We start from the raw sequence: 23,144 nt of genomic DNA on the forward strand, positions 1-23,144 counted from the left end.
TGCACCATCGAAGGCGTGCCCCCCGGCCCGGACCGGCGCGCCCCTGGCGCCAGCGGGGGGTGGCCCTGGTGGAGGCGGCCTTCGTGACCCCGGTGTTCTTCATGTTGATCTTCGGGATCGTCGAGGTCGGCCTGGCCATGAACGACAACCTGGCCCTGGCCCACTCGGTGCGGGCCGGCAGCCGGATGGCCAGCGCCTCGGGCAACGAGGCCTACGCCGACTACGGGCTCCTGCGGGCCATCGCCCGGGAGGGCTCGGCCATCCCCCGCGACCAGGTCGAGCGGATCGTCGTCTACGAGGCCACCGGCCCCGGGGCCCTGCCCACCGTCGGCTGCCGGGACGGCTCGCCCTCCAGCGTCGCCGGCAACGCCTGCAACGTCTACACGCCGGCTGACTTCGACCGGCCCCGGACCGACTTCGGCTGCCTGCCGGACAAGGACACCGACCGGTTCTTCTGCCCGTCGGACCGCAACATCGTCCTCACCAAGACCACCGGGCCGGACTACGTGGGCGTGTGGATGAAGGTCGAGCACCCATGGGTGACCCGGATGTTCGGCTCCACCCTGACCCTCACCGACTCGTCGGTGATCCAGCTCGAGCCCCGGGAGCGGGCGTGAGCGCCCGCCGGGGCCGCCGGGCCGACGGCGAGCGGGGCGCGGTGCTGGTCGAGTTCGCCCTCGTGGGCACCCTGCTGGTCACCATCCTGGCCGGCGCCTACGACCTCGGGCAGGCCTGGCGGAGCGGCCTGGCCGTCATCGAGAGTGCCCGGGCCGGGGCTCGCGTGGGGTCCAGCCAGGGCGTGTCCAGCAACGCCGACTTCAGCCTGCTGAGCAGCATGAAGGCCGCCCTGTCGTCGAGCGGGACGCTGGACGACGTCACCCGGGTGGTCATCTTCAAGTCCACGACCGAGGACGGGGCCGTCCCCACCACCTGCCGGACGGCCACGGCGTCGACCTCGTCCCCCTGCAACATCCTCACCGGAGCCCAGCTCCAGGCCCTGCCGGCCAGCGTGGGCACGGCGCTGCAGGCCAACGGGTGCGTGATCAACTCGGTGGCCCGGGACTGGTGCCCGACGACCCGGAACGACGTCCAGGCCTCGGCCGACTACCTCGGGGTCTGGGTGCAGATCGAGCACGACCACCTCTTCCCGATCTTCGGGTCGTCGCTCACCATCGAGCGCACGGCCGTCATGCGACTGGAGCCCTAGTGATGCGGTTCGGACATCGGCCCCGGCGCCGGGTGCTGGCCACCCAGAGGAGCGAGCGGGGCTACGTGCTGGTCGAGTTCGCCCTGCTGCTCGTCCCCCTCCTGCTCATGGCCGGCCTGTCGGTGGACGTGGGCTCGTGGTACAACCGGGCCTCCAACATCCAGAAGGCAGCCGACGCGGCCGCCCTGGCCGGGGTGGTGTGGCTGCCCAACGAGACCAAGGCGGCCGAGGCGGCGATCGTGGCCGCCGAGCGCAACGGCTTCGAGAACGGCGTCGACAACGTGTCGGTCAGCGTGGAGCGGGTCGGGGAACGTCGCCTCCGGGTCACCATCGCCGACGGCCGGGTCGAGAGCTTCTTCTTCCAGTCGCTCGGCGGCCGGACCATCGCCCTGGAGCGCCGGGGCACCGCCGAGTACATCCTGCCCGTGCCCCTGGGCAGCCCCGAGAACCGCCTGGGCAACGATCCCGCCACCGGCTTCAACCCCAGGCTGTGGGCCTCGATCTCGGCGCCCTACACCGACAAGGCCAACGGCGACCCCTTCGCCACCAAGTGCGGCGTGGGCGACTCCGGCAACGGGTGCTCGCCGGCCAACGCCGAGTACCGCAGCAGCGGCTACCTGTACGTGGTGGACGTGCCCGCGGTGTCCAACCGGAACCTCACCGTCCAGATCTACGACGCCGGCAACTACCAGCGGAGCGACTACCCCCGGGTGGAGACGGCCGACAACGGCGACGTCAACACCCAGTTCGAGCTGTTCCGCCCGGACCCGACCCCGCTCGACCCCTACGACGGCCTGACCAGCACCTTCAGCATGTCGGGCTCCTGCAACGGGGGCCTCGGCCGCTGGCGGATCGGCAACGAGGCCAGCAGCGGCACCTACAAGAACCGGTGGGTCACCCTCTGCACCATCAACAACGTGCCCGAGGGCCGCTACCTCATGCAGGTGAAGTCGTCGGGCATCACCGGCTACACCGACACCTCGGCCCAGAGCGGTTGGAACCAGTTCTCCATCAAGGCCAACTTGAGCGGGGCGGGCGTCCAGCCGTCCCTCTACACCATCGGCGACCTCTCGCTGTTCAACAACCTGCCGGGGACGAGCGGGACGTTCTCGTCCACCTTCTTCCTGGCCGAGATCGAGCCCATCCACCGGGGCAAGACCCTGGAGATCTCCCTCTTCGACCCCGGCGACGGCACCGACCCCAACTCGGGGACGGCCTCCACGTACCGCATGAACGTGCTCAAGCCCGGCGGGGCCACGTCGAGCTGCGCGTACCAGACCCGGGGCGCAGCCTCGTTCACCAACCTGGCCACGTGCAGCATCGTCACCCGCCAGAGCCGGTCCAACGCCTACAACGGCCAGTGGCTCGACATCCAGCTCCCGATCCCCGACACCTACGCCTGCACCACCGACTGCTGGTGGAAGATCCGCTACGACTTCCAGAACATCACCACCGGCTACTCGCCCAACGACCGCACGGTGTGGGCCGCCCGCATCATCGGCGACCCGGTGCACCTGGTGGAGGAGGACCTCTAGGCCGGGCCCGAGCTCGCCGCCTCCTAGGGTGCGGCCGTGTCCGGGTTCGCTGACGAGGTCCAACTGCACGCCCGCGGCGGCGACGGCGGCGCCGGCAGCGTGTCGTTCCGACGGGAGGCCCACGTGCCCCGGGGCGGCCCCGACGGCGGCGACGGTGGTGACGGCGGCTCCGTCTGGCTGGTGGCCGACCACAACGTGGCCTCCCTCCTGGCCTTCCGCGACCACCCCCACCGCCGGGCCGGCTCCGGGGTCCACGGCCAGGGCAAGCGCCGGCACGGCCGCTCGGGCGACGACCTCGAGGTGATGGTGCCCCCCGGCACCGTTGTCCGCGGGCCCGAGGGTGAGGTGCTGGCCGACCTGGTCCACGCCGGCGACCGGTGGCAGGCCGCCCGGGGCGGCCAGGGAGGCCGGGGCAACACCCGGTTCCTCTCCAACCGCCGCCGGGCCCCGTCCTTCGCCGAGCAGGGCGAGCCCGGCGAGGAGCGCTGGCTCGACCTGGAGCTGAAGCTCCTGGCCGACGTGGCCCTGGTCGGCTTCCCCAACGTGGGCAAGAGCACGCTGATCTCCCGGATCTCGGCGGCCAAGCCCCGCATCGCCGACTACCCGTTCACCACCCTGGAGCCGAACCTGGGGGTGGTCCGCACCGACGACGGCGCCGAGATCGTGGTGGCCGATGTCCCCGGCCTCATCGAGGGGGCCAGCGAGGGCCGGGGGCTGGGCCACCGCTTCCTCCGCCACGTGGAGCGGGCCCGGGTGCTGGCCGTGCTGGTCGACCTGTCCCCCCTGGCCGAGCGGCCGCCGGCCGAGCAGCAGGAGGTGCTGCTGGGGGAGCTGGAGGCCTACCGCCCCGAGCTGGTGGAGCGACCCCGGGTGGTGGTCGGCTCCCGGGCCGACATGGCCCCCGACGTGGAGCTCGGCGGCGCCGAGGGCCCGGAGGTCGACCACGTGGTCTCGGCCGTCACCGGCCGGGGCGTCCCGGCGCTGGTCGGTCACCTGGTGGGCCTGGTGCAGGAGGCGCGGGCGGCCACGCCGGTGGCCGAGGGGTTCGTGGTCCACCGACCGGCGCCGGCCGGCGTCAGCGTGGCCCGCGACGAGGACGGCGCCCTGCGGGTCGTGGGGCGGCCCGCCGAGCGGGTGGTCGCCCTGTCCGATGTGACCACGCCCGACGCCCAGGCCTACGTGCGCCACCGCCTCGACCAACTCGGCGTCCCCAAGGCCCTGGCCCGGGCCGGGGCCAAGGCCGGCGACGAGGTCCGCATCGGCACCTTCTCGTTCGACTACGTGCCCGACGACGGGACAGGCTGACCGCTGTGGCGTCCACTGGTCCCGACCCTCACCGAGCGACCTCGTACCGCTCGTCCACCGTCGTCAAGGTCGTGGTCAAGGTGGGGACCTCGTCGCTGACCGACGAGCTGGGCACCATCGACGAGGCCGCGGTGGCCAAGGTGTGCGCCGAGATCGCCGCCGTCCGCTCAGTCGGCTACCAGGTGGTGGCCGTCACCTCCGGGGCCATCGCCGCCGGTCTCCCGGTGCTGGGCCTGGCCGGTCGCCGGCCCCGCGACCCGGTCACCCTCCAGGCCCTCTCGGCCGTGGGCCAGAGCCGGCTCATGGGGGTGTGGGACCGCCACCTGGCCGAGCACGGCCTGATCGGTGGCCAGGTGCTGCTGGCCCCCCTCGACTTCGCCCTCCGGGACCAGTACCTGCACGCCCGGGCCACGCTCACCCGGCTGCTGGAGCTGGGCGTGGTGCCGGTGGTGAACGAGAACGACGCCGTCGCCGACGACGAGATCCGCTTCGGGGACAACGACCGCATCGCCGCCCTGGTCGCCCACCTGGTGGGGGCCGAGGCCCTGGTGCTGCTGACCGACACCGCCGGGGTGCTGACCGCCGATCCTCGCTTCGACTCCGAGGCGTCCCTGATCGAGGAGATCCTGGAGGTCGACCACGGCCTGGAGGCCCTGGCCGGGGGAGCGGGCACGGCCCGGGGCAGCGGGGGCATGGCCACCAAGCTGGCCGCGGCCAAGATCGCCTCGTGGTCCGGGGTGCGCACCGTGATCGCCGCCGCCGAGCGGCCCGGCGTGGTGGCCGACGCCCTGGCTGACGTGGCCGGGGTGGGCACCGTGGTCCGGCCCCGGTCCCGCCGGCTCTCGGCCCGCAAGCTGTGGATCGCCTTCGCCGTGGGGTCCTCCGGCACGGTGGTGGTCGACGCCGGGGCCCGGGTGGCCCTGGAGAGCTCGGGCCGTTCGCTCCTGCCCGCCGGCGTGGTGGGGGTGCACGGCAGCTTCGCCGCCGGGGAGGCGGTGGAGGTGGCCCAGGACGGGGGAGCGGTGTTCGCCAAGGGCATCGCCGCGGTGGCGGCCGACGCGCTGCGGGCCGTGGCCGGGTTCCGCACCCCGGCCCTGCCCGAGGGCACGCCCCACGAGGTGATCCACCGCGACGACCTCGTCGTCCTCCCCGCCTAGAGCGGCCGCCGGCCCGGGGCCGGCGGTGGTCAGGCGGTTCCGGGCTGGGGCTGCGAGGCGGGCTCGGTCGCCGGGGCGGCCTCGGCGGCGGGGGCCTCGGCGGCCGTCGAGCCCAGGCCGAGCTCGGCCTTGAGCTGGGCCAGGCGGGTCTGGGCCTGGGTGTTCTGGGCGGCCTGCTCGACCTCCAGCATCCGGCCCTCGACCGACTGGCCGTGCAGCTCCGACATGCCCTGGGCCTGGGCGTGGCGCTGCTCGATCTTGTCCCGCACCTCGTTCAGGGAGGGGACATCGGCGCCCACGGTGGCCGACAACGACGTCATGGCCGCGTTCATCTGCTCCTGCATCTTGGCCTGCTCGAGCTGGCTCAGGAGCTTCTGGCGCTCGGCCAGCTTGCGCTGGAGGAGCATGCCGTTCTGGGAGACGGCCGCCTTGGCCTGGTCGGAGGCCTGGGTGGAGGACAGGGCCATGGCCTTGAGCTCCTCGACCTCGGCCTCGGTGGTGACGAGCTGGGTGGCGAAGGTCTCGGCGGCATGCGTGTACTGCGTGACCTTGGCCGCGTCGCCGGCCTTGGTGGCCTCCTCGGCCATGATGATGGCCTGCCGGGCGTTGGCGTTGAGCTTCTCCAGGTCGTCCAGCTTGCGGTTGAGCCGGAGCTCGGTCTGCTTCTGCTGGGCGATGACGCTGGCGGCCTGCTCGGTCAGGCGCCGGTGCTGCTCCTGGGCCTCGGCGATGGCCTGCTCCAGCTGGATCTTGGGATCGGCCTTCTCGTTGAACTTCTGGTTGGCCCCGGCGGTGAGGTACTTCCAGAAGCGGCGGAACAGCTTGATCATGGGGCGAGCATACCGAGGTGCCGCGGCCCGGCTCCCTCCGGGCGGGGCGAAGTCCGTCCGACCTGCGGCGATGCCAGCCTCGGCCGCCCCCGGTCCGGCTGGTTTCGGCCGGTCCGGCGACCTCGGGTGCCCCGCAGGACGATGGCCCCCGCCGGGCGAAGGGCCTCAACGGCGTCGGTCGAGGCGGTGGAGGGGCCCGGGGAGGCGGCCGGCCAGGCCGGCATCGGCCACCACGCCCAGCACCAGGGCGGCGACCAGGTAGGTGCCCCCGCCGACCACCACGCCCACCCCCAGGGCCACGTCGATCCGCTGCCGGTCCAGGGCCACCACGGCCAGCACCGCAGCCACCACGGCCCCGGCCATCACCGCGGCGGCGGCCAGGCAGCGCAGCAGGGTCCGCACGAAGCCGGCCAGGTCGAACCCGGCGGGCAGGCGGCGCAGCAGCACAGCCAGGGCCAGGGCGGCGGCGGCCAGGTAGGCGAAGGAGTAGGCCGAGGTGAGGCCGAGCAGGCCGAAGGGCAGCCCGACGGCCACCGCGGCCACCACGTTCAGGAGGTTCTCCACCGCGTTGATCCAGAACGGCCGCCGGGTGTCCTGCACGGCGTAGAAGCCCCGCAGGACGAACAGGTAGACCGAGAAGCCGAGCAGGCCGGGGGCGAAGCCGCTGAGGGCGGTGGCGATGTCCTCGCCCGGGCCGCCGGCGTAGGTGGTCGAGGGGATCAGCCGGGTGGCCAGCACGGCCAGGGTCAAGTACCCGACCGAGGCCGGCACCATCACCGCCACCAGCAGGCGCAGGCCCTGGAGCAGCCTGGTGTGGAACGTGGGCCAGGCCCGCTGCACGAAGGCCCGGGCCAGGTCGGGCTGGAAGGTGGTCATGAGCGACACCGCCAGCAGGCCGTGGGGGAGCTGGAAGAAGATGAAGGCCACCTGGTAGGCGCGGACCGCGCCCTCGTCGGCCACGGCCAGCACCAGCACGATCTGGGAGGCCACCTGGTTGGCCACCACGTAGCCCAGGGTCCACCCCGAGAGCCGGGCCGCGGCCCGCACCGCCGGGTGCCGGAACCGGGGCCGGAGCCGGATGCGGACCCCGGCCCGCCACAGGGCCGGCAGCAGCGACACGGCCATGCCCACGATGCCGGCCGTGGTCCCCAGGCCCAGGAGGAGGAGGAGCCGGCGGTCGTCGTCGACCCGGGCCAGGTCGAGGTCGCCGGGGGTGAAGACGATGGCTCCCACCAGGACGGCCACCACCACCACGTTGTTGAGCACGGGGGCCCAGGCCGCGGCGAAGAAGCGCCGGCGGGCGTTGAGCAGGGCCGAGCCCAGGGCCATGAAGCCGTAGAAGAAGATCTGGGGCACGAACAGGACGCTCAGCTCCATGCCGATGCGGCGGAACTGCCCGGCGTCCACGTCGGGGTCGACGTTCTGGCTGTAGAGCAGGATCAGCAGCGGGGCCACCACCACCGCCAGGGCGGTGAGGACGACGAGGGCCACCAGCGTCACCGACACCACCGCGCTGGTGGCCTCCTCGTCGTCGCGCTCGAGGTGCTCGGTGAAGAGGGGGACCAGGGTGGCGGTGAGGATCCCGCCCAGGATGAGCTCGTAGATGATGTTGGGCGTGTTGTTGGCCAGCAGGTAGACGTCGGCCAGCGAGGCCGAGAGCCCGAGGATGGCCACGGTCCGGCCCACCCCGGTGACCCGGGACAGGGCGGTGCCGGCGGCCACGGTGAGGTTGTCGCGCAGCAGGCGCCGACCGCGGCCCGGCTCGTCGCCCCCGGGCGCCGGGGCCGGTGCCGGGGCGGGGACCGGGCCCCCGGCCGCCGGGACCTCCCCGGTGGCGCCGGCGGCCGCCGCCTCGCCGGCGGCGGTGAGGGCCCGGCGCCGTCCCTCGGCCCCCACCGACGCCCCCAGGTCGGCGACGTCACCCAGCACCTGGGACCAGTGCGGCCGGCCGGTCACGTCGACGGGGTGGCCGAGCCCGGGCCGGGCTCGGGCGGGGCCGCACCGAGGCCGCCGGCCCGGTCGGCCTCGTCGAGGGCCAGGCGCAGGGCCTCCATCTCGCTGACGATGCCGTCCACGTCGCCCTCCAGCCGCCCGGCGCTGCGCCCGGTGGCCGCCTCGGTCGACAGCTCGATGGCCCGGGTGACGGTCTCGTCCAGGCGGGCGTCGAGGAGGCGGAGGCGGTCGACGGCATCGGCGATGACGGCCTCCATCCGCTCCCCGCTGGCCACCTGGGCCCGGAGGGCCTCGGCCGTCTGCTGGAGCCGGCTGCCCTGGGCCCAGCGCTCACCGGCCTGGGCCTCCACCTGGGCCAGCTCGGCCCGGGCGGTGTCGAGGTCGATGCGGCGCCGGGCGGCGACCAGGGTGTCGCCCTGGCGGGCGATGCGCCACACCTCGTCCACCCCGTCGTCGAGGCGGTCGGCGATGGCGGCCAGCTGGTCCCGCAGGGGCCCGGCGGCCATGGCCCGCACCGCGTCGTCGAAGCGGCGGCGGGCGGCCAGGGCGTCGCTCACGAACCGGCGCCACGGCTCCTGCACGGCGAAGGGGTCGGGACGATCGCCCCGCGGCCCGCCCCGGGGCACGGCCAGCAGGACCCGGCCGCTGTAGGCCGCGCCCCCGGCGACGGCGGCGGCGGCGATGCCGATGGGCACCGACAGCGGGAAGGTGGCCACCGCGGCCACCGCCGCGGCCAGGCCGGCCAGCAGGATGGTGCCGGGGGCGGTGACGGCCCGGGCCACCGGGGGGGACCAGAAGCGGTCGCGGAAGCTCCGGTCGGCCACGGGCCCTCAGAAGTTGCTCACCACGGCGGTGAACACCTTGGTGATGGTGGTGGGGTCGCTGGCGTCGTAGACGGTGGAGTTGGTGGCCTCGGCGATGCGGCGCAGCGTCTCCAGGTCGGCGCCGGTGCCGTAGGCGATGGGGAAGATGCGGACGGGCTCGGCCAGCTCGCCGGTGGCCGCGGCGCGCAGGTCGGCCAAGAGCTGCTCGAGCTGCTGGCCGTCGTCGGATCCCTCGCCGTCCTCGTTGCGGCCGTCGGACAGCACCACCACGGCGTTGATGCGGTTCTCGTCGTAGGCCTCGGCGGCGTCGTCGAAGCTGGCCTGCACCACCTCGTAGAGGGGGGTGCCGTTGCGGGGGAACTGGGCGTCGATGGCGTTGCGCAGCTGCTCCCGGATGGTGCCCACCGGGGCCGGGGCCACCACGTCCTGGTGGTTGGCGCCGCCCGGCAGGTCGGTGGTGAAGATGCGCAGGCCGACGACGTCGTCGTCCTTGAACTGGTCGAGCGACTCGATGGCCGCCTCCTTGGCCAGGTCGAGCTTGGTCTCCCCTCCCGGGCCGGCCGCCTCCTGCATGGAGCCCGACACGTCGAGGGCGATGATGACCCGGGCGCTCTTGCGCTGTTCGGCCCAGCGGTCGAGCAGGTCGACCATCACCGGCGGCTCGGGCGCCTCCAGCAGGGTGCGGGGCTGGTCGGGGTCGACGCCGTTGGCGGCCACGATGGGGGCGGCCACGGCCACGTCGGGGTTGCCGGGCCGGAAGCCGAACTCCAGCACCTGGCGCTGGTTGGCGGGCTGCTGGAGGTAGTCCTCGAAGGCGGCCGCCGCCTCCTTCTCCTCGGCCGAGACCCACTCGGCGTCGAGGACGATGTAGGGGTTGTCCGAGTAGATCGTCCCCTCCTCCGGATAGATGGAGACCAGGGGGATGCGGGGCGGCTCGGGGCGCTCACCGGCATCCAGGTTCCCGTCGGGGTTGCCGCGGTTGTAGTCGATCACCGACTTCTCCTCGACAGCCACGGCCGAGACGTAGGTCAGCGACGTGCCCCGCTGGTCGGTCCGGTACCAGTTGTTCAGGAACGAGAGGGTGGTGTCGCCGTAGTGGACCACGGCCGACTCGATGGCCCGGGCCGCGGCGTCGGCCTCGGGGTCGGCCAGGTCCTCGGTGGACAGCCCGCTGGTGGTGCCGGCCGAGGAGTAGGCCTGGGCCACCAGGGCCGACAGGCCGCTGGTGGAGAAGTTGGGGTTGGTCTTGCCCAGGCGGAACGGGCCCCACTCGGGGTGGCCGTAGGCGGCCCAGCCCTCGTCGCTGCGGGCCAGGCGGAGGATGTCGGCCCACCCCACCGGGGTCTCGGGGTAGCCCAGGGCGTCGGCCATGGGCTCGGGCATGGCGATGACCAGCGGGGTCTGCATGAACGGCTCGGCCTCGCCCACGATGGGCTCGCCGCCGTCGTCGGCCAGGCGCTGGTTGACGATGGCCCCCCAGGCGGAGGAGGCGGGCGACCACACCACCGGGCGGGGGCCCTCGGCGCCCTCGTCCCACCCCTCGGACAGGAGGCTGGCCGCCGCCCCCGAGGCCTTGGTCTGGGGCCGGGCGAAGGCGCAGGCCCCCCCCGGCAGCTCGGCGGCGTCGGAGCCGTTGAAGGCCCGGGCCAGCTCGGCCATGAGCGACGCCTTCTCCGACGAGACGGCCAGGTCGACCACCACGCAGTCGCCGGGGTCGCCGAACCCCTCGGCCCCCTCGCCGTCGGCCGGGGCGCCGTCGTCGTCCCCGCCCCCGCAGGCCGTGGCCAGCAGGCCGAGGGTGAGGAGGAGGGCCAGGGCCTTGGGCCGTCTCATGCGAGGTCCTCCTGCAGGCGGTAGATCACGTCGGGGTCGGGGAGCCCGCGGGTGCGGGAGGCCGGGCCCGTCCAGCCCCCCTCGGCGAGGGCTCGACCGACAGTCTGGCCCGTCACCACCGCCCGCAGGGTGGCGACAGCCGCCGATCCCCGGGGACCGAGGCCGGCCAGGACCACCCCGAGGGTGGCCTCGGGGGCCAGGACGGCCACGACCAGGCCCCGACGCCGGCCCTGAGGGCGGGCAGCCAGGTCCCGGGCCCCGCCCTCGGGGCCGGCCACGGCCGAGAACCGTCCGGGCTGGAGCAGGCCTTCGGCCTGCTCGGCGGCGGTCCGGCTCCGTTCGGAGCCGACCACCCGCAGCAGGTCGGCCAGGTCGGCCCGGGTGGTGTCCTCCATCTGGTTGACCCCGAAGTCGGTGTCCCCCTCGAGGCCGACCGCGGCGTGGGCCAGGACCAGGGGGCCGGTGGCGGTGGCCAGGCTGGCCACGCCCACCGGGTTCCGGGCCGGCTCGGTCAGGCAGGCCCAGGTGGCGTCGTCCTCGCAGCCCGACGCCTCGGGGTCGATCAGGAGGGCCAGGGGCGACGAGGCCACCGGCACGGCCTCGGTCACGGCCAGCGGTGGCCCGTCACCGCCGGCCGAGGCCAGCATGGCCGGCCACGGGTCGAGGGTGAGCCAGGCGTCGTAGGCCGCGTCGTCACCGGACGCCTCGCCGGAGAGCCGCTCGACGGCGTCGCCGGCCCGGACCACCACCACCGAGGCCACCCCGGGCTGGCCGGCCAGCGCTTCGCAGGCCGCGCCCAGGTCGTCGTCGCACAGGATCCGGAAGGGGCCGTCGCCGGAGCCGGGCCCGTCGCCTCCGGCCCGGACCGACCCGCCGTCGTCGTCGGCCAACGCGGTGCGGAGGGCGAAGGCCCCGGCCACCAGGGCCAGGGCGGCCACGACGGCCAGGAGGCGAGCGAGCCGAGGGGGCACGCCGATGACGGTAGCGGTGCCAGACAGGAGCGGTGTCAGGTGCCGACGATGGTCGAGTCGGCCCGCTCGTGGGGGCCGGGGACGTCGGCCGCCTCCAGGGTGGTGAGCTGGGCGTCGGTGGGGGACTCGACGGCCACCACCCGGGTGGCGTGGCGGGCCACGCTGGCCTCGAACAGGTTGCGGGCCACCCGCCCGTTCCCGAAGCCCTTGTCGCGGGTCTGGGCCTCGAACCAGGCCCGCACCGCGGCGGCCGCCCCCTCGTCGCAGCGGTAGCCGTTGGCCTCGCCCATGGAGGCGAAGATGGCCACCAGCTCGTCGGTGCCGTAGTCCTCGAAGACGATGGTCTTGGGGAAGCGGGAGCGCAGGCCGGGGTTGCTGCCGATGAAGTCGCCCATCTCGTCGGGGTAGCCGGCCACGACCACCACCAGCCGGTCCCGCCGGTCCTCGATCAGCTTCACCAGGGTGTCGATGGCCTCCCGGCCGAAGTCGTTGCCGCCCCCCCGCACCAGGGCGTAGGCCTCGTCGACCAGGAGGACGCCCTGGTCGGCCCGGTCGAAGGCCTCCACCACCTTGGTCGCGGTCTGGCCCACGAAGCCGGCGACCAGGCCGCTGCGGTCGGTCTCGACCAGGTGGCCCCGCTCGACCACCCCCAGGGTGCGGTAGATCTGGGCCAGGAGGCGGGCCACGGTGGTCTTGCCGGTGCCCGGGTTGCCGGCGAAGACCAGGTGGCGGCTCTGGTCGACCACCGGCAGGTCGCGCTCCCGGCGCAGGTTCTGGACCCGGATCAGGTTGGTGACCAGCTTGACCTCGGCCTTCACGCCCTCCAGGCCGACCAGGGCGTCGAGCTCGTCCATCAGCTCGTCCAGGGGCCGGGGCGGGGGGAGGGGCTCCTGGCCGGGGGCGTCGTCGCCGGTGCCGCCCCCGGCCAGGGTGGCCGGGTCGGGCACGCCGGGCCCGGCCTGGGCCCCGGGAGCGGGAGCGGGGGGGAGGCCGGCCCGGGCCATGACGGCCCGGAAGCGCTCGATGGCCCGCACCTCGGCCTCGGTGGTGTACGGGTCGATGGCCGCCACCGCGAAGGCGATGGCGACGGCCCGGTCGTGGTAGGTGCGGGCGTGCCCGGTGCCGTGGCGGTGGTCGTAGCGGGCCAGCAGGTCGAGCAGGGGGGACGGCTGGTCGAGGAAGGTGGCGGCCCCGGCGACGGTGCCCGCGGCCCGCAGGTCGGCGGGGGTGGCCCGGGTCAGGTCCCCGCCCAGGCGGGGAGCGAAGAGCACCAGCAGCGACCACAGCTCGGCGTCGGTGGCGATGCCGTCGCAGTCGACCAGGGCGGCGGTGATGGCGTAGGCCTCGCGGGTCACGTCACCGGCCAGGGCGGTGCGGTCGATGCCGGTGACCGTGCCGGCCAGGGCCTGCACGATCGGGGTGAGCGAGGTCTCGAAGGCGGTGACCGCGGCCTCCAGCCCGGGATCGGCGATCACGGCGCCGGGCGGGAGGGGCCCTGGGGGTCGCGCCACATGAGGTCGAGCGGGGGGCAGCCGCCGGGGGCGACGCGGTCGGTGACCCGGAAGCCGTGGCGTTCGTAGAAGGGCACGTTGGCCGGGTTGGAGGACTCCAGGTAGGCGCCGGTGCCGTCCAGGTCGCAGCGCTCCAGCACCGGGGCCAGGGCCGAGGAGGCCACGCCCCGGCCCTGGTGGTCGGGGTGGGTGCCCAGCAGGGCCAGGTACCAGTGGTCGCCCTTGGGGTGGGCCCGGTCGGTGGCCCGCAGCAGGCCGATGCCCCGCCGGGCCCCGGCTCCGCCGGTGAGCCGGAGCATGGGAGGGGCCAGGCGGAAGGCCTCGGCCGCCGTGCCCCGCCACGTGCCCGGCGGGGCCCACAGGGCGGCCCCGCCCCGGTCGTCGGTGGTGTAGGTGTGCCCGTAGCGGCGCTTGGCCGCCACCTCGGCCGCGAACATGGCCGGGGCCCGGCGGTCCCAGCGGTCGGCGTCGCCGACGACCCAGCCCCACACGGGATCGGTGGCGAAGGCGGCGGCCAGGGCCGCGCCGAGGTGCTCGATGTCGGCCGTGGTGGCCAGCCGGGCCTGCATGGGTTGCAGTCTGCCGCACCGGTCCGGCCGGCCCGAGGTCCGTTGCCCGGGGTCGGTACGCTCGGGCCGTGACCGCGCCCCCCACCATCGCCGCCCTCGGGGCCCGGGCCCGGGCCGCCTCCCGGGTCCTGGGCCGCCTGCCCGCGGCCCGCCGTGACGCCGGGCTCCACGCCGCCGCCGAGCTGCTGGTGGCCCGCACCGACGACGTGCTGGAGGCCAACGCGGCCGACGTGGCCACCGCCGTCGAGGCCGGCACCGCGCCCACCGTGGTCGACCGGCTCCGCCTGGACCCACGGCGGGTCGAGGCCATGTCCGGCGGGCTCACCCAGGTGGCCGCCCTGCCCGACCCGGTGGGCGAGGTGCTCGACGGGTGGGTGCGGCCCAACGGCCTGCGCATCTCCCGGGTGCGGGTGCCGCTCGGGGTGGTGGCCATCATCTACGAGAACCGGCCCAACGTCACCAGCGACGCCGCCGGGCTGTGCCTCAAGTCGGGCAACGTGGCCTTCCTACGGGGCTCCTCGGCCGCCATCCGGTCCAACGTGGCCATCGCCGGGGTCCTGCGGGAGGCCTACGCCAAGGTGGACCTGCCGGCCGACGCCCTGGTCCTGGTGGAGGACACCAGCCGGGAGGCGGCGGTGGAGTTCATGCAGCAGCGCGACGCCATCGACTGCCTGATCCCCCGGGGCGGGCCGTCGCTCATCCGGTCGATCCTGGACAACGCCACCGTCCCCTACGTCATCGACGGCGATGGCAACTGCCACGTCTACGTGGACGCGGCCGCCGACCTGGACATGGCCCGGGCCATCGTGGTCAACGGCAAGACCCAGCGGCCGTCGGTGTGCAACGCCACCGAGACGGTGCTGGTCCACCAGGACGTGGCCGAGGCCTTCCTCCCGGCCCTGGCCGCCGAGCTCGACGGCGTCGAGCTGGTGGGCGACGAGCGGGTGCGGGCCCTGGTGCCGGCGGCCGGGGTGGCCGGCGAGGACGACTGGGCCCGGGAGTTCCTGGACCTCAAGCTGGCGGTGCGGGTGGTGCCCTCCCTCGACGAGGCCATCGACCACGTCACCCGCTACGGCACCGGCCACTCCGAGGCCATCGTCACCGGCGACCTGGCCGCCGCCGACCGCTTCACCGCCGAGGTGGACGCGGCGGCCGTCCTGGTCAACGCCTCGACCCGGTTCGTGGACGGCGAGGAGTTCGGCTTCGGGGCCGAGATCGGCATCTCCACCCAGAAGCTGCACGCCCGGGGCCCCATGGGCCTCCGGGAGCTGACCACGGCCAAGTACGTGGTCCGCGGCACCGGCCAGACCCGGGGCTGACCGGCGCCGCGGGCCGGCGGCCGCGTCAGGGGCCGGTGGCCCGGTTGTAGAGCTCGTCGCTGGCCAGCAGGTGGGCCAGGAGGGTGACGTCGCGGTGGCCGGCCAGCCACCTCACCCAGTAGGTGCGGCCCGGGCCGTCCACGCCCCGCCCGAAGACCTGCCGGTAGTAGCCGTCGACCAGCCGGCCCCGAGCCTCGTCGCTGGTCAGCACGGCCCGGGCCACGCTGGCCCGGCTGGTGCCGGCGGCCAGGCGGCCCCGCCAGTGGGTGCGGGCCCCGCTGTCGACGGCCCGGCCCAGGGCCGCCTGGTAGAGCGCGTCGAGGAAGCCGTCGACGGTGCCACCGGCCCGGTCCCACATCTCGTCGGAACCGGCCAGGACGGTGCGGACGTCGGTGACGTCGTGGCCCCGGGCCAGGTAGGAGGCGCACCAGGTGAGCCCGGCCGGGTCGCCGGCCCGGCCCAGGGTGGTGGAGTAGGCCTGCCGGCACAGCCGGCGCCGGCCCTCCGGGGTGGCCAGCAGGGAGGTGACGGCCCGGCCCCGGGGGGTGCCCCCGGCCAGGCGGGCGGCCCAGTAGTCGCGCCCGGGCCCGTCCGCCGGCCGGCCCAGGGCCAGCTGGTACAGCACCTCCACGTAGCGGACGTCGGCCGACCGCTCGGCCTCCACGCAGCTCCCGGCGTGGGTGGCGTCGCACCCCCACTGCGACCAGCTGACGGCGCCCTCGGCGGCCGTGCCGGCCCCCGTGGTCCACACCAGCAGCACGCCGTCGCGCCGGGGCTGGGCCACCTCCAGGGCGCCGTCGCCGTCCCAGTCGCCCACCGCCGGGGTGCCCACCGTCCAACCGCCGGTGAGCTTGGGCCAACCGGCCGGGGCGGTGCCCGCGGCGTCGAAGGCCGACAGGGTGAAGGCGCTGTTGCCGGCGATGCTCTCCCGCCGCCCGTCCCCGTCCAGGTCGGCCACGGCCGGGGCCACGAAGAAGGCCAGGTCGGCGGTGGCCTGGGGTGAGCCCTGGAGCGGCCGGCGGCTGGCGCCGTCCCACATCGAGAGCTGGTCGTCGGAGGGGAGCTGGCGGTCGGCCACCAGCAGGTCGATGAGCCGGGACAGGCCGGCGGTGGGCGCGGTCACCTCCAGGGCCTCGCCCCCGGCCAGGTCGCCCACCACCGGCCCGCCGAAGCCGGCGAAGCTGGCGATCAGGTCGTCGCTGTTGCGGTCGGGGCCGAAGGTGCCGGCGTCCTCCCCGCCCAGCCCGGCCGACCAGAACAGGGGGATGTCGCGGCCGCCGTCCCCGGTGCCGTACACGCCGTCGCCCTTGCGGTCGAAGGCGTAGACGGGCCCGGCGGAGGAGGCCACCACCACCTCGGGCCCGGCGGTGGTGGGGTCGACATCGCCGACCACGGCGGGCATGGCCACGCCGTTGCCGATGGTGGGCAGCAGGTTGGTGGCGGCCATGGCCACCTTGGCCGGCCAGCCCGGCAGGTAGGCCTGGGCGTGGGGGTGGGTGGCCGAGGGGGGCGAGGCGTGGGCGCCGGCGCCGTCCGGGGAGATGACGTAGACCCGGCTGTTGCCGGCCCGCCCGGCCGCGGCCAGGAGAGCGACGGCGCCGGGCCCGTCACCGATGTTGGGGTCCTCGGCGTACTGCTCCTGGCCGCCCACCACGATCTCCGGTCGCCCGTCGCCGTCCAGGTCGGCCAGGGCCGGGGTGGCCAGCAGCTCCCCGCCGTCCTCGACGCCGGAGCCGGCCGTGAAGGTGACCCGGTGGGTGGTGGCGTCGACCGCGGCCACCTTGGCCGGATCCACCACCAGCACCGGGAAGCCGGCGACCGGGGTGCCGTCGTGGTGCCAGGCGTAGACGTGGCGGTCGAGGGCGGCGGCCACGATCTCCAGGTCGCCGTCGCCGTCCAGGTCGCCCAGGGACGGGGCGGACAGGAAGCCCCGCTTGGTCCGGTTGTGGCGGTCCTGGGCCGTGCGCAGGTCTCGCGAGTAGGCGGGGTCGACGTTCATGGCCGGCCCGGGCGCGCCGGTGGCGCTGAACACCTGGACCCGGCCGTTGAGGTCGGCCACCACCAGCTCGTTGTCGTCGTCGCCGTCGAGGTCGGCGATGGCCGGGCCGCCCAGCATGAGCCCGCCCCGCAGGGGCACGACGTCGTCGGCCGCGGCGGTGGCCGAGCCCGACGGCCACCACGGCGACGGGGCGGTCCGCAGTGGGAAGCCGGCCAGCTCGGTGCCGTCGGGCCGCCAGGCGTGGACGTCGCCGTCGTCGGTGCCCAGCACCAGCTCGGTGGTGCCGTCCCCGTCGACGTCGGTGAAGCTGGGGCTGGGCGCCCCGGCGCCCTCGATGCGGGCCGGGTAGCCCTCGACCAGGTCGGGGTCGTGGTGGACGAAGACCTGCTTCTGCATCTCGCCCTCCAGGCCGTCGCCGGGCCCGCCGTGGGCGGTGACCACCACCCGGAGCCGGACCGAGAAGCGCTCCTCGTCGGGCCGGTCGCGGTCGTTGGGGTCGACGGGCGGGCCGGTCCCGTCACCGGGCAGGGCGGCGGCCACCGCGGCCAGGTCGAGGGTGGCCAGCGTGCCGGAGCGGGCCGTGGTCAGCCCCTCCTCCTCGGCCACGGTGGTCCAGGTGTCGGTGCCCGGGTGGGCCGGTCCCTGCACGCCGGGGGCCCACTCCACCCGGTAGTCGTACGAGGTGGCCCGCTCGGCCGACACCGTGCCGGTCACGGCCACGCTGCCCGAGGTGGGCAGCAGGTCGAACCAGTGGGGCCCGTCGATCATGGCCTCGGGCGGGATGGCCTCGGCCTCCACGGCCCGCAGCAGCTCGTAGGCGTTGATGCGGCCGTAGCCGTGGATGGCGTCCCAGCCCGGCCGGGTGGGGTAGCGCACGGTGTCGATCAGGGGGTTGCCGGTGGGCGTGCCGAAGTTGTTGGCCGGGTCCACGGCGTTGGGGGTCGAGAAGTCGATGTCGTCGGCGCTGGCCCGGACCAGCTGCATGACCTCGTTGGCGGTCAGCACGTCGCCGGCCTGGGGGCCCCCGAGCCCGGCCAGGGACGGGTGGGGGGTGAGGCCCAGCTCCCGGGCGTGGCTCTCGACCAGGCCCACCATGCCGGCCGACTGGCCGGTGGCCTCCGAGGAGCAACCGTCGGAGGGCACCGAGACGAAGGTGCGGCCGCCGTAGTTGGTGCAGCCGTTGAGGGCCAGGTAGCCGTCGACGGGCGCCGGGCCCAGGAGGTCGACGGTCTTCTCGGTGACCGAGTTGACGGCCATGGTCCGCTCCAGGGAGCCGGGGAGGTTGGGGTGGGTGCCGGCCTCGTCGGCCATGGACGCCACCACCACCACGCCCCTGGCGTAGGCGGCGTCGATGGCGTCCTGGGCCTGGCGGGGGTTGTTGAGCGCCCCCAGCGCCTCCTGGATGACGTCGGCCCCCTCGTCCAGGGCGTAGAGCACGCCGGCCGCGAAGCGCCCGCCGTCGGCGATGAAGGAGTCGCTGACCCGGACCGGGAGGTGCATGCAGCGGGGGCAGGAGCCCACCGTCCCGGTGCCGTTGGCCGCGGCCGTGGAGTCGAGGGCCTCGCCGGTGCCGTGGCCGTAGCTCACGGTGTCGAACGGGTCGTTGTCGCCGTGGAGGAAGTCCCAACCCGAGATGTTGTCGACGTAGCCGTCGCCGTCGTCGTCGACCCCGTCGCTGAAGGCCGGGGCGAGGATCAGGTCCTGCGGGTCGGCCAGCCCGTTGCCGTTGCGGTCGGTGACGGTGCCGAAGTCGGCGATGGTGAAGACCCCGTCGCCGTCGCAGTCCCCGTCGGGCTTCGTGCCCACGCACGGCGGGGCCGCCTCGCCCACGTTGACGTGGGTCTTGGTGGCCAGGTCCCGCATGGCGCCGGCGTCGCGCCACTTGATCCCGGAGTCGAGGACGGCGATGAGCACCTCGGGCGAGCCGGTGGAGCGGCCCCAGGCCAGGTCGACGGCCGCCCCCTTCTGCCCGCAGTGGTTCTGGGGGGAGCCGTGCAGGGCCGGGCGGGTGTCGCGCCGGGAGGTGCGCCGGTAGTCGTCCCGGTCGTACTCGGCCGGCAGCGACGCCGGCTCGTCGGCCGGGCCGTAGCGCCAGGCCGTGCAGTTCAGGGGGGAGGCCGCCGCGGCCCGGGGTGGGGGTGGCCCCGGCGCCGGAGCGGCCGGGGCGGGCGCCATCGCCCCCAGCACGGTCATGGCCACCAGGGGGGCGGCCAGGCGCCGCCGGCCGCGGCGGGCCCGGCGGCGCCCCCCCGGTCCCGGGGCCGGACGTGGGCGATGGTCGTGCGACACCTTGGCCTCCCGCGGCTGCCGCCCGGTCAGGTGGCAGGGGTCACGACGGTACTGCGGGACGGCCGCTCAGTCCGGCAGCTGGGCCTGGAAGGTGTCCCAGATCAGGTCGTTGGCGTCGACGTCGTCGGCCACCGGCCCCAGGGCGGGGACGAGGTCGTCCATCCCCTGGCTGCCGGGCCAGGTGTGGCCGGCCCCCTCGATGCTGACCAGGGTCACCGTGGCGCCCTGGTTGCACCCGGTCCAGGTCGAACGGTTGGCGCCGGGGGCCACGTCGTCGGCGGCCGGCTCCGTCTCGCAGTCGTTGCGCTCCACCCAGTCCAGGGCGGTGGCCCGCACCGACGGGCGGCGGGCCAGCAGGTCGGCCAGGCCGGCGGTCGTGTCCGGCCCCAGGCCCAGGGGCGCCAGGTCGCCGCCGCCGTCGATGGGGAGCACCGGGTCGTCGATGCCGTGGACCATCAGGATGGGCAGTGGGCGCACCGGGTCGCACTCGGGGGGGAACTCCAGGCCGGCCACGCCGACCAGCAGGGTCACGTCGTTGGCGTTGGCGCAGGCCATCTGGGCGGCCATGGAGCCGCCGACGCCGAAGCCCACGACGATGGTCCGCGACAGGTCGAGGCAGGTGGTGGCCCGCACGTCCAGCATCAGGTTGGTGACGAAGGTGGTGTCGTCGGCCCAGCCCTCCTGGTCGGTGAGGTTCCAGGTCCGCCGGGGGTCGTCCCCGCCCAGCGGCTCGGGCGTGACCACCACCGCCCCCCACTCCTCGGCGGGGACGGTCCCGTCCGCCGCCGCCTCGCTGAGGCCGCTGATGCGCTCCTGGTCGGAGGCGGGGGAGGCCTCGGCGAACTGGAGCACCAGGGGCGCTGGCCGGCCGGGGGTGAGGCCCTCGGGCACGTAGATGGCGTAGCTGCGCTCGATGCCGGCGGCCCGGACCTCCACCGTGCGCCGGCCCGGCGCCGGCGGGTCGCCCTCGCAGCCCGGCGAGGGCTCGACCTCGACCGGCACGGGGACGGTGCCGGTGGTGAGCGGCCCGGGCGGGGCGGTGGTCGATGACGTGCCCTCCCCGTCGCCGTCGCTGCAGGCCCCGGCCACCAGGGCCAGGACCAGGAGGAGGGCGGGCAGGGCCCGGCGGGCCGGGGGCGCGAGCGAGGAGGACGTCGTTCGTGGCATCGGCCGGCACGGTAGCCGTGGGGTCGGGACCGGCGAGGGCAGGTGGCATCTCGGTTGACCGGCTGGTCAAGCCGACCGGTACGCTGCCGCGCCATGTCCGCAGCTGCGACCGATCCCCGGTTCGAGTCCGTCGAGGCCGTGCGCCAGGGCCTCCGCGACGCCGCCTACCTGGCCGACGAGGGGATCGCCGGCATCGTCTACCTGGCCGACCGCCTGGGCAAGCCCGTCCTGGTCGAGGGCCCGGCCGGCACGGGCAAGACCCAGCTGGCCAAGTCGGTGGCCGAGATGCTGGGGGCCCGCCTCATCCGCCTCCAGTGCTACGAGGGGCTGGACGAGTCCAAGGCCCTCTACGAGTGGAACTACAAGAAGCAGCTCCTGCGCATCCAGGCCGAGCGGGCCGACGACGCCACCTGGAGCGAGGTCGAGGAGGACATCTTCTCCGACGAGTTCCTCCTCCAGCGCCCGCTCCTGGAGGCCATCCGGTCGCCCGACCCGGTGGTGCTGCTCATCGACGAGGTCGACCGGGTCGAGGTCGAGACCGAGGCCCTGCTGCTGGAGATCCTCTCCGACTACCAGGTCTCCATCCCCGAGCTCGGCACCATCACCGCCACCCAGATCCCGCTGGTGTTCCTCACCTCCAACGCCACCCGCGAGCTGTCCGAGGCCCTCAAGCGCCGCTGCCTCTACCTCCACGTCGACTACCCGGACCTGGAGCGGGAGCGGGAGATCGTCCTGGCCAAGGTGCCCGACATCTCCGAGGCCCTGGCCGACCAGGTGGCCCGCATCGTGCGGTCGCTGCGCCAGCTGGAGCTGAAGAAGGCGCCATCGGTGTCCGAGACCCTGGACTGGGCCCGCACCCTGCTGCTGCTGGGGGTCACCGAGGTCGACGCCGAGACGGCCACCAGCACGGCCAACATCCTGCTCAAGTACCAGTCCGACATCGCCAAGGCGGTGCGGGAGCTGGCCAGCGACCAGTCGGCCGTGAAGGCCTACGCCCCCGGGCCCAAGTAGGCCGGCTCCGATGACCGAGCCCGACGCCGGCGCCGCCACCCTGGCCTCGGGCGAGGCCCTGCTCGCCCTGCTGTCGGGCTTCATCGTCGAGCTGCGCGAGGCCGGCCTGCCGGTCAGCCTGACCGAGAACCTCGACGCCCTCGAAGCGGTCAAGCACATCCCGCTGGAGGACCGCAGCGCCTTCAAGTACGCCCTCGGGGCCACCCTGGTGAAGTCCAGCGCCCACTGGCGGGCCTTCGAGACGGTGTTCGAGGTGTACTTCTCGCTGCGGGGGGCCCAGCACGCCATCGACGAGGACGGCAACGTCCTCGACCCGGGGGAGATCGACCCCGACGACGCCGACGGGCAGCTCCCCGGACCCGGCGAGGGGGAGGGCCAGGGGGCCGGCGGCGGGGGCGAGCCCCTCAGCGCCGAGCAGCTGGCCGAGATGCTGTACCAGGCCCTGATGGGCGGCAACGACGCCATGGTCCGGGCCCTGGCCCGCCAGGCCGTGCGGCGCTACGCCGGCATGGAGCCGGGCCGGCCGGTGGGTGGCACCTACTACCTGTACCGGACCCTGCGGAACCTCGACCTGGACGCGGTGCTGGACCGGCTCATGGACGCCACCCGCCAGGAGGCCGGCGAGGACCTGACGTCCCTGGAGGAGCGCCTGGAGCGTGACGAGTTCCAGACCCGCATCGAGCACCTCAAGCGCGAGGTGGAGGCCGAGATCCGGCGCCGCCTGGTGGCCGACCGGGGGGTGGAGGCCATGGCCCGCACCCTGCGCAAGCCGCTGCCCGAGGACGTGGACTTCATGCACGCCAGCCGGGACGAGATGGCCAACCTGCGCAAGGCCCTCTACCCCCTGACCCGGCGGCTGGCCGTGCGCCTGGCCCGCAAGCGCCGCCACGGCCGCAAGGGCCCCCTCGACTTCCGGGCCACGGTGCGCAGCTCGCTCAGCTACGGCGGCGTGCCCGTCGACCCCAAGTTCCGCTACCCCCGGCCCCACAAGCCGGAGATCTTCGTGGTGGCCGACATCTCCGGCTCGGTGGCCGCCTTCGCCCGCTTCACCCTGATGCTGGTCTACGCCATCAGCCACCAGTTCTCGCGGGTGCGCGCCTTCACCTTCATCGACGGCATCGACGAGGTGACCCGCTTCTTCGAGGGCACCGAGGACATCAACGAGGCCATCCACCGGGTCAACACCGAGGCCGACGTGGTGTGGGTCGACGGCCACTCCGACTACGGGCACGCCTTCGAGGTCTTCCACCAGACCTACGCGAAGGAGATCACGCTGAAGACGACCGTGATCATCCTCGGGGACGCGCGGGACAACTACCACGCGTCGCAGTCGTGGGTGCTCAAGGACATCGAGAAGCGGGCCCGCCACCTCTACTGGCTCAACCCCGAGCCGAAGTCCTACTGGGACACCGGCGACTCCATCGTGGGCGAGTACTCCGTGCACTGCGACGGCACCTTCGAGTGCCGCAACCTGCGCCAGCTCGAGAAGTTCGTCGACTACCTGGCCTAGCGGACGACGGCTTCGGCCACGAGGGGCCGCCGCCGGACCGGCTCGCGCTGGAGCTCGAGGGCCCAGGCGAGCAGATCGTCATCGGTGGGCTGGGCGGGGAGGTCGTCCCCCGCTCGACGGGTGAGTGCGGCGAAGAGGTTCACAACAGGTGGTT

Annotated in this window: 17 protein-coding genes; 8 read left to right on the forward strand and 9 right to left on the reverse strand. The window is 74.6% G+C overall.

Annotated features, from left to right (window positions below; genetic code table 11):
* Positions 1-68: 68 nt before the first annotated feature.
* From VEW93_09620 to proB, 5 genes are read left to right on the forward strand one after another with little or no spacing between them, the layout of a single operon-like run.
* Positions 69-617, forward strand: a complete 549-nt coding sequence (locus tag VEW93_09620; GenBank protein HYI62048.1) for a TadE/TadG family type IV pilus assembly protein — start codon at positions 69-71, stop codon at positions 615-617.
* Complete coding sequence (locus VEW93_09625; GenBank protein ID HYI62049.1) at positions 614-1,207, forward strand: TadE family protein; 594 nt, start codon at positions 614-616, stop codon at positions 1,205-1,207. The genes VEW93_09620 and VEW93_09625 overlap by 4 nt, the downstream gene beginning before the upstream one ends.
* 2 nt (positions 1,208-1,209) lie before the next feature.
* The gene (locus VEW93_09630) at positions 1,210-2,742 is read left to right on the forward strand and encodes a pilus assembly protein TadG-related protein (protein ID HYI62050.1); all 1,533 of its coding nucleotides are present in this window, start codon (positions 1,210-1,212) and stop codon (positions 2,740-2,742) included.
* A gap of 36 nt (positions 2,743-2,778) precedes the next feature.
* Positions 2,779-4,047: a GTPase ObgE gene (gene obgE, locus VEW93_09635; protein HYI62051.1), complete on the forward strand. Its 1,269-nt coding sequence runs from the start codon at positions 2,779-2,781 to the stop codon at positions 4,045-4,047.
* A 5-nt stretch (positions 4,048-4,052) separates the two neighbouring features.
* Complete coding sequence (gene proB / locus VEW93_09640) at positions 4,053-5,204, forward strand: glutamate 5-kinase (GenBank protein HYI62052.1); 1,152 nt, start codon at positions 4,053-4,055, stop codon at positions 5,202-5,204.
* Positions 5,205-5,233: 29 nt separating this feature from the next.
* Here proB and VEW93_09645 read toward each other — a convergent pair whose 3' ends face one another.
* The 7 genes from VEW93_09645 to VEW93_09675 all read right to left on the reverse strand — a co-directional run bounded on the left by VEW93_09645 (position 5,234) and on the right by VEW93_09675 (position 13,695).
* On the reverse strand, positions 5,234-6,034 hold the full coding sequence (locus VEW93_09645; GenBank protein ID HYI62053.1) for a PspA/IM30 family protein: 801 nt from the start codon (positions 6,032-6,034) through the stop codon (positions 5,234-5,236).
* A gap of 165 nt (positions 6,035-6,199) precedes the next feature.
* On the reverse strand, positions 6,200-7,990 hold the full coding sequence (locus VEW93_09650; protein HYI62054.1) for a lipid II flippase MurJ: 1,791 nt from the start codon (positions 7,988-7,990) through the stop codon (positions 6,200-6,202).
* Positions 7,987-8,811, reverse strand: coding sequence for a hypothetical protein (locus VEW93_09655; GenBank protein HYI62055.1), 825 nt, complete (start codon positions 8,809-8,811; stop codon positions 7,987-7,989). Before VEW93_09655 ends, VEW93_09650 begins: the two co-directional genes overlap by 4 nt.
* Positions 8,812-8,817: 6 nt before the next feature.
* A complete protein-coding gene (locus VEW93_09660; protein ID HYI62056.1) occupies positions 8,818-10,644 on the reverse strand; it encodes an extracellular solute-binding protein in 1,827 nt (608 codons plus the stop codon).
* Positions 10,641-11,615 carry a hypothetical protein gene (locus tag VEW93_09665; protein ID HYI62057.1) on the reverse strand — a complete coding sequence of 325 codons (975 nt, stop codon included), beginning with the start codon at positions 11,613-11,615 and terminating at the stop codon, positions 10,641-10,643. Before VEW93_09665 ends, VEW93_09660 begins: the two co-directional genes overlap by 4 nt.
* 35 nt (positions 11,616-11,650) lie before the next feature.
* A complete protein-coding gene (locus VEW93_09670; GenBank protein HYI62058.1) occupies positions 11,651-13,090 on the reverse strand; it encodes an AAA family ATPase in 1,440 nt (479 codons plus the stop codon).
* The gene (locus VEW93_09675) at positions 13,087-13,695 is read right to left on the reverse strand and encodes a GNAT family N-acetyltransferase (GenBank protein HYI62059.1); all 609 of its coding nucleotides are present in this window, start codon (positions 13,693-13,695) and stop codon (positions 13,087-13,089) included. The genes VEW93_09670 and VEW93_09675 overlap by 4 nt, the downstream gene beginning before the upstream one ends.
* A 68-nt stretch (positions 13,696-13,763) precedes the next feature.
* On the opposite strand from VEW93_09675, the gene VEW93_09680 reads away from it, so the two are divergent.
* Complete coding sequence (locus tag VEW93_09680; protein HYI62060.1) at positions 13,764-15,014, forward strand: glutamate-5-semialdehyde dehydrogenase; 1,251 nt, start codon at positions 13,764-13,766, stop codon at positions 15,012-15,014.
* Between the two features lie 25 nt (positions 15,015-15,039).
* Here VEW93_09680 and VEW93_09685 read toward each other — a convergent pair whose 3' ends face one another.
* Entirely contained in the window at positions 15,040-19,206 is a 4,167-nt protein-coding gene (locus VEW93_09685; protein HYI62061.1) for a DUF4214 domain-containing protein, read from the reverse strand.
* 162 nt (positions 19,207-19,368) lie between these two features.
* On the reverse strand, positions 19,369-20,469 hold the full coding sequence (locus VEW93_09690; GenBank protein HYI62062.1) for a PHB depolymerase family esterase: 1,101 nt from the start codon (positions 20,467-20,469) through the stop codon (positions 19,369-19,371).
* A 93-nt stretch (positions 20,470-20,562) separates the two neighbouring features.
* Between VEW93_09690 and VEW93_09695 the strand changes: the two genes are divergently transcribed.
* Together VEW93_09695 and VEW93_09700 are read left to right on the forward strand one after the other, a co-directional pair.
* Positions 20,563-21,480, forward strand: coding sequence for a MoxR family ATPase (locus VEW93_09695; GenBank protein ID HYI62063.1), 918 nt, complete (start codon positions 20,563-20,565; stop codon positions 21,478-21,480).
* Positions 21,481-21,490: 10 nt separating this feature from the next.
* Positions 21,491-22,990, forward strand: coding sequence for a VWA domain-containing protein (locus tag VEW93_09700; protein HYI62064.1), 1,500 nt, complete (start codon positions 21,491-21,493; stop codon positions 22,988-22,990).
* The last annotated feature ends 154 nt before the right edge of the window (positions 22,991-23,144 follow it).

Source organism: Acidimicrobiales bacterium (assembly GCA_035630295.1).
GTDB lineage: Bacteria > Actinomycetota > Acidimicrobiia > Acidimicrobiales > Iamiaceae > Iamia.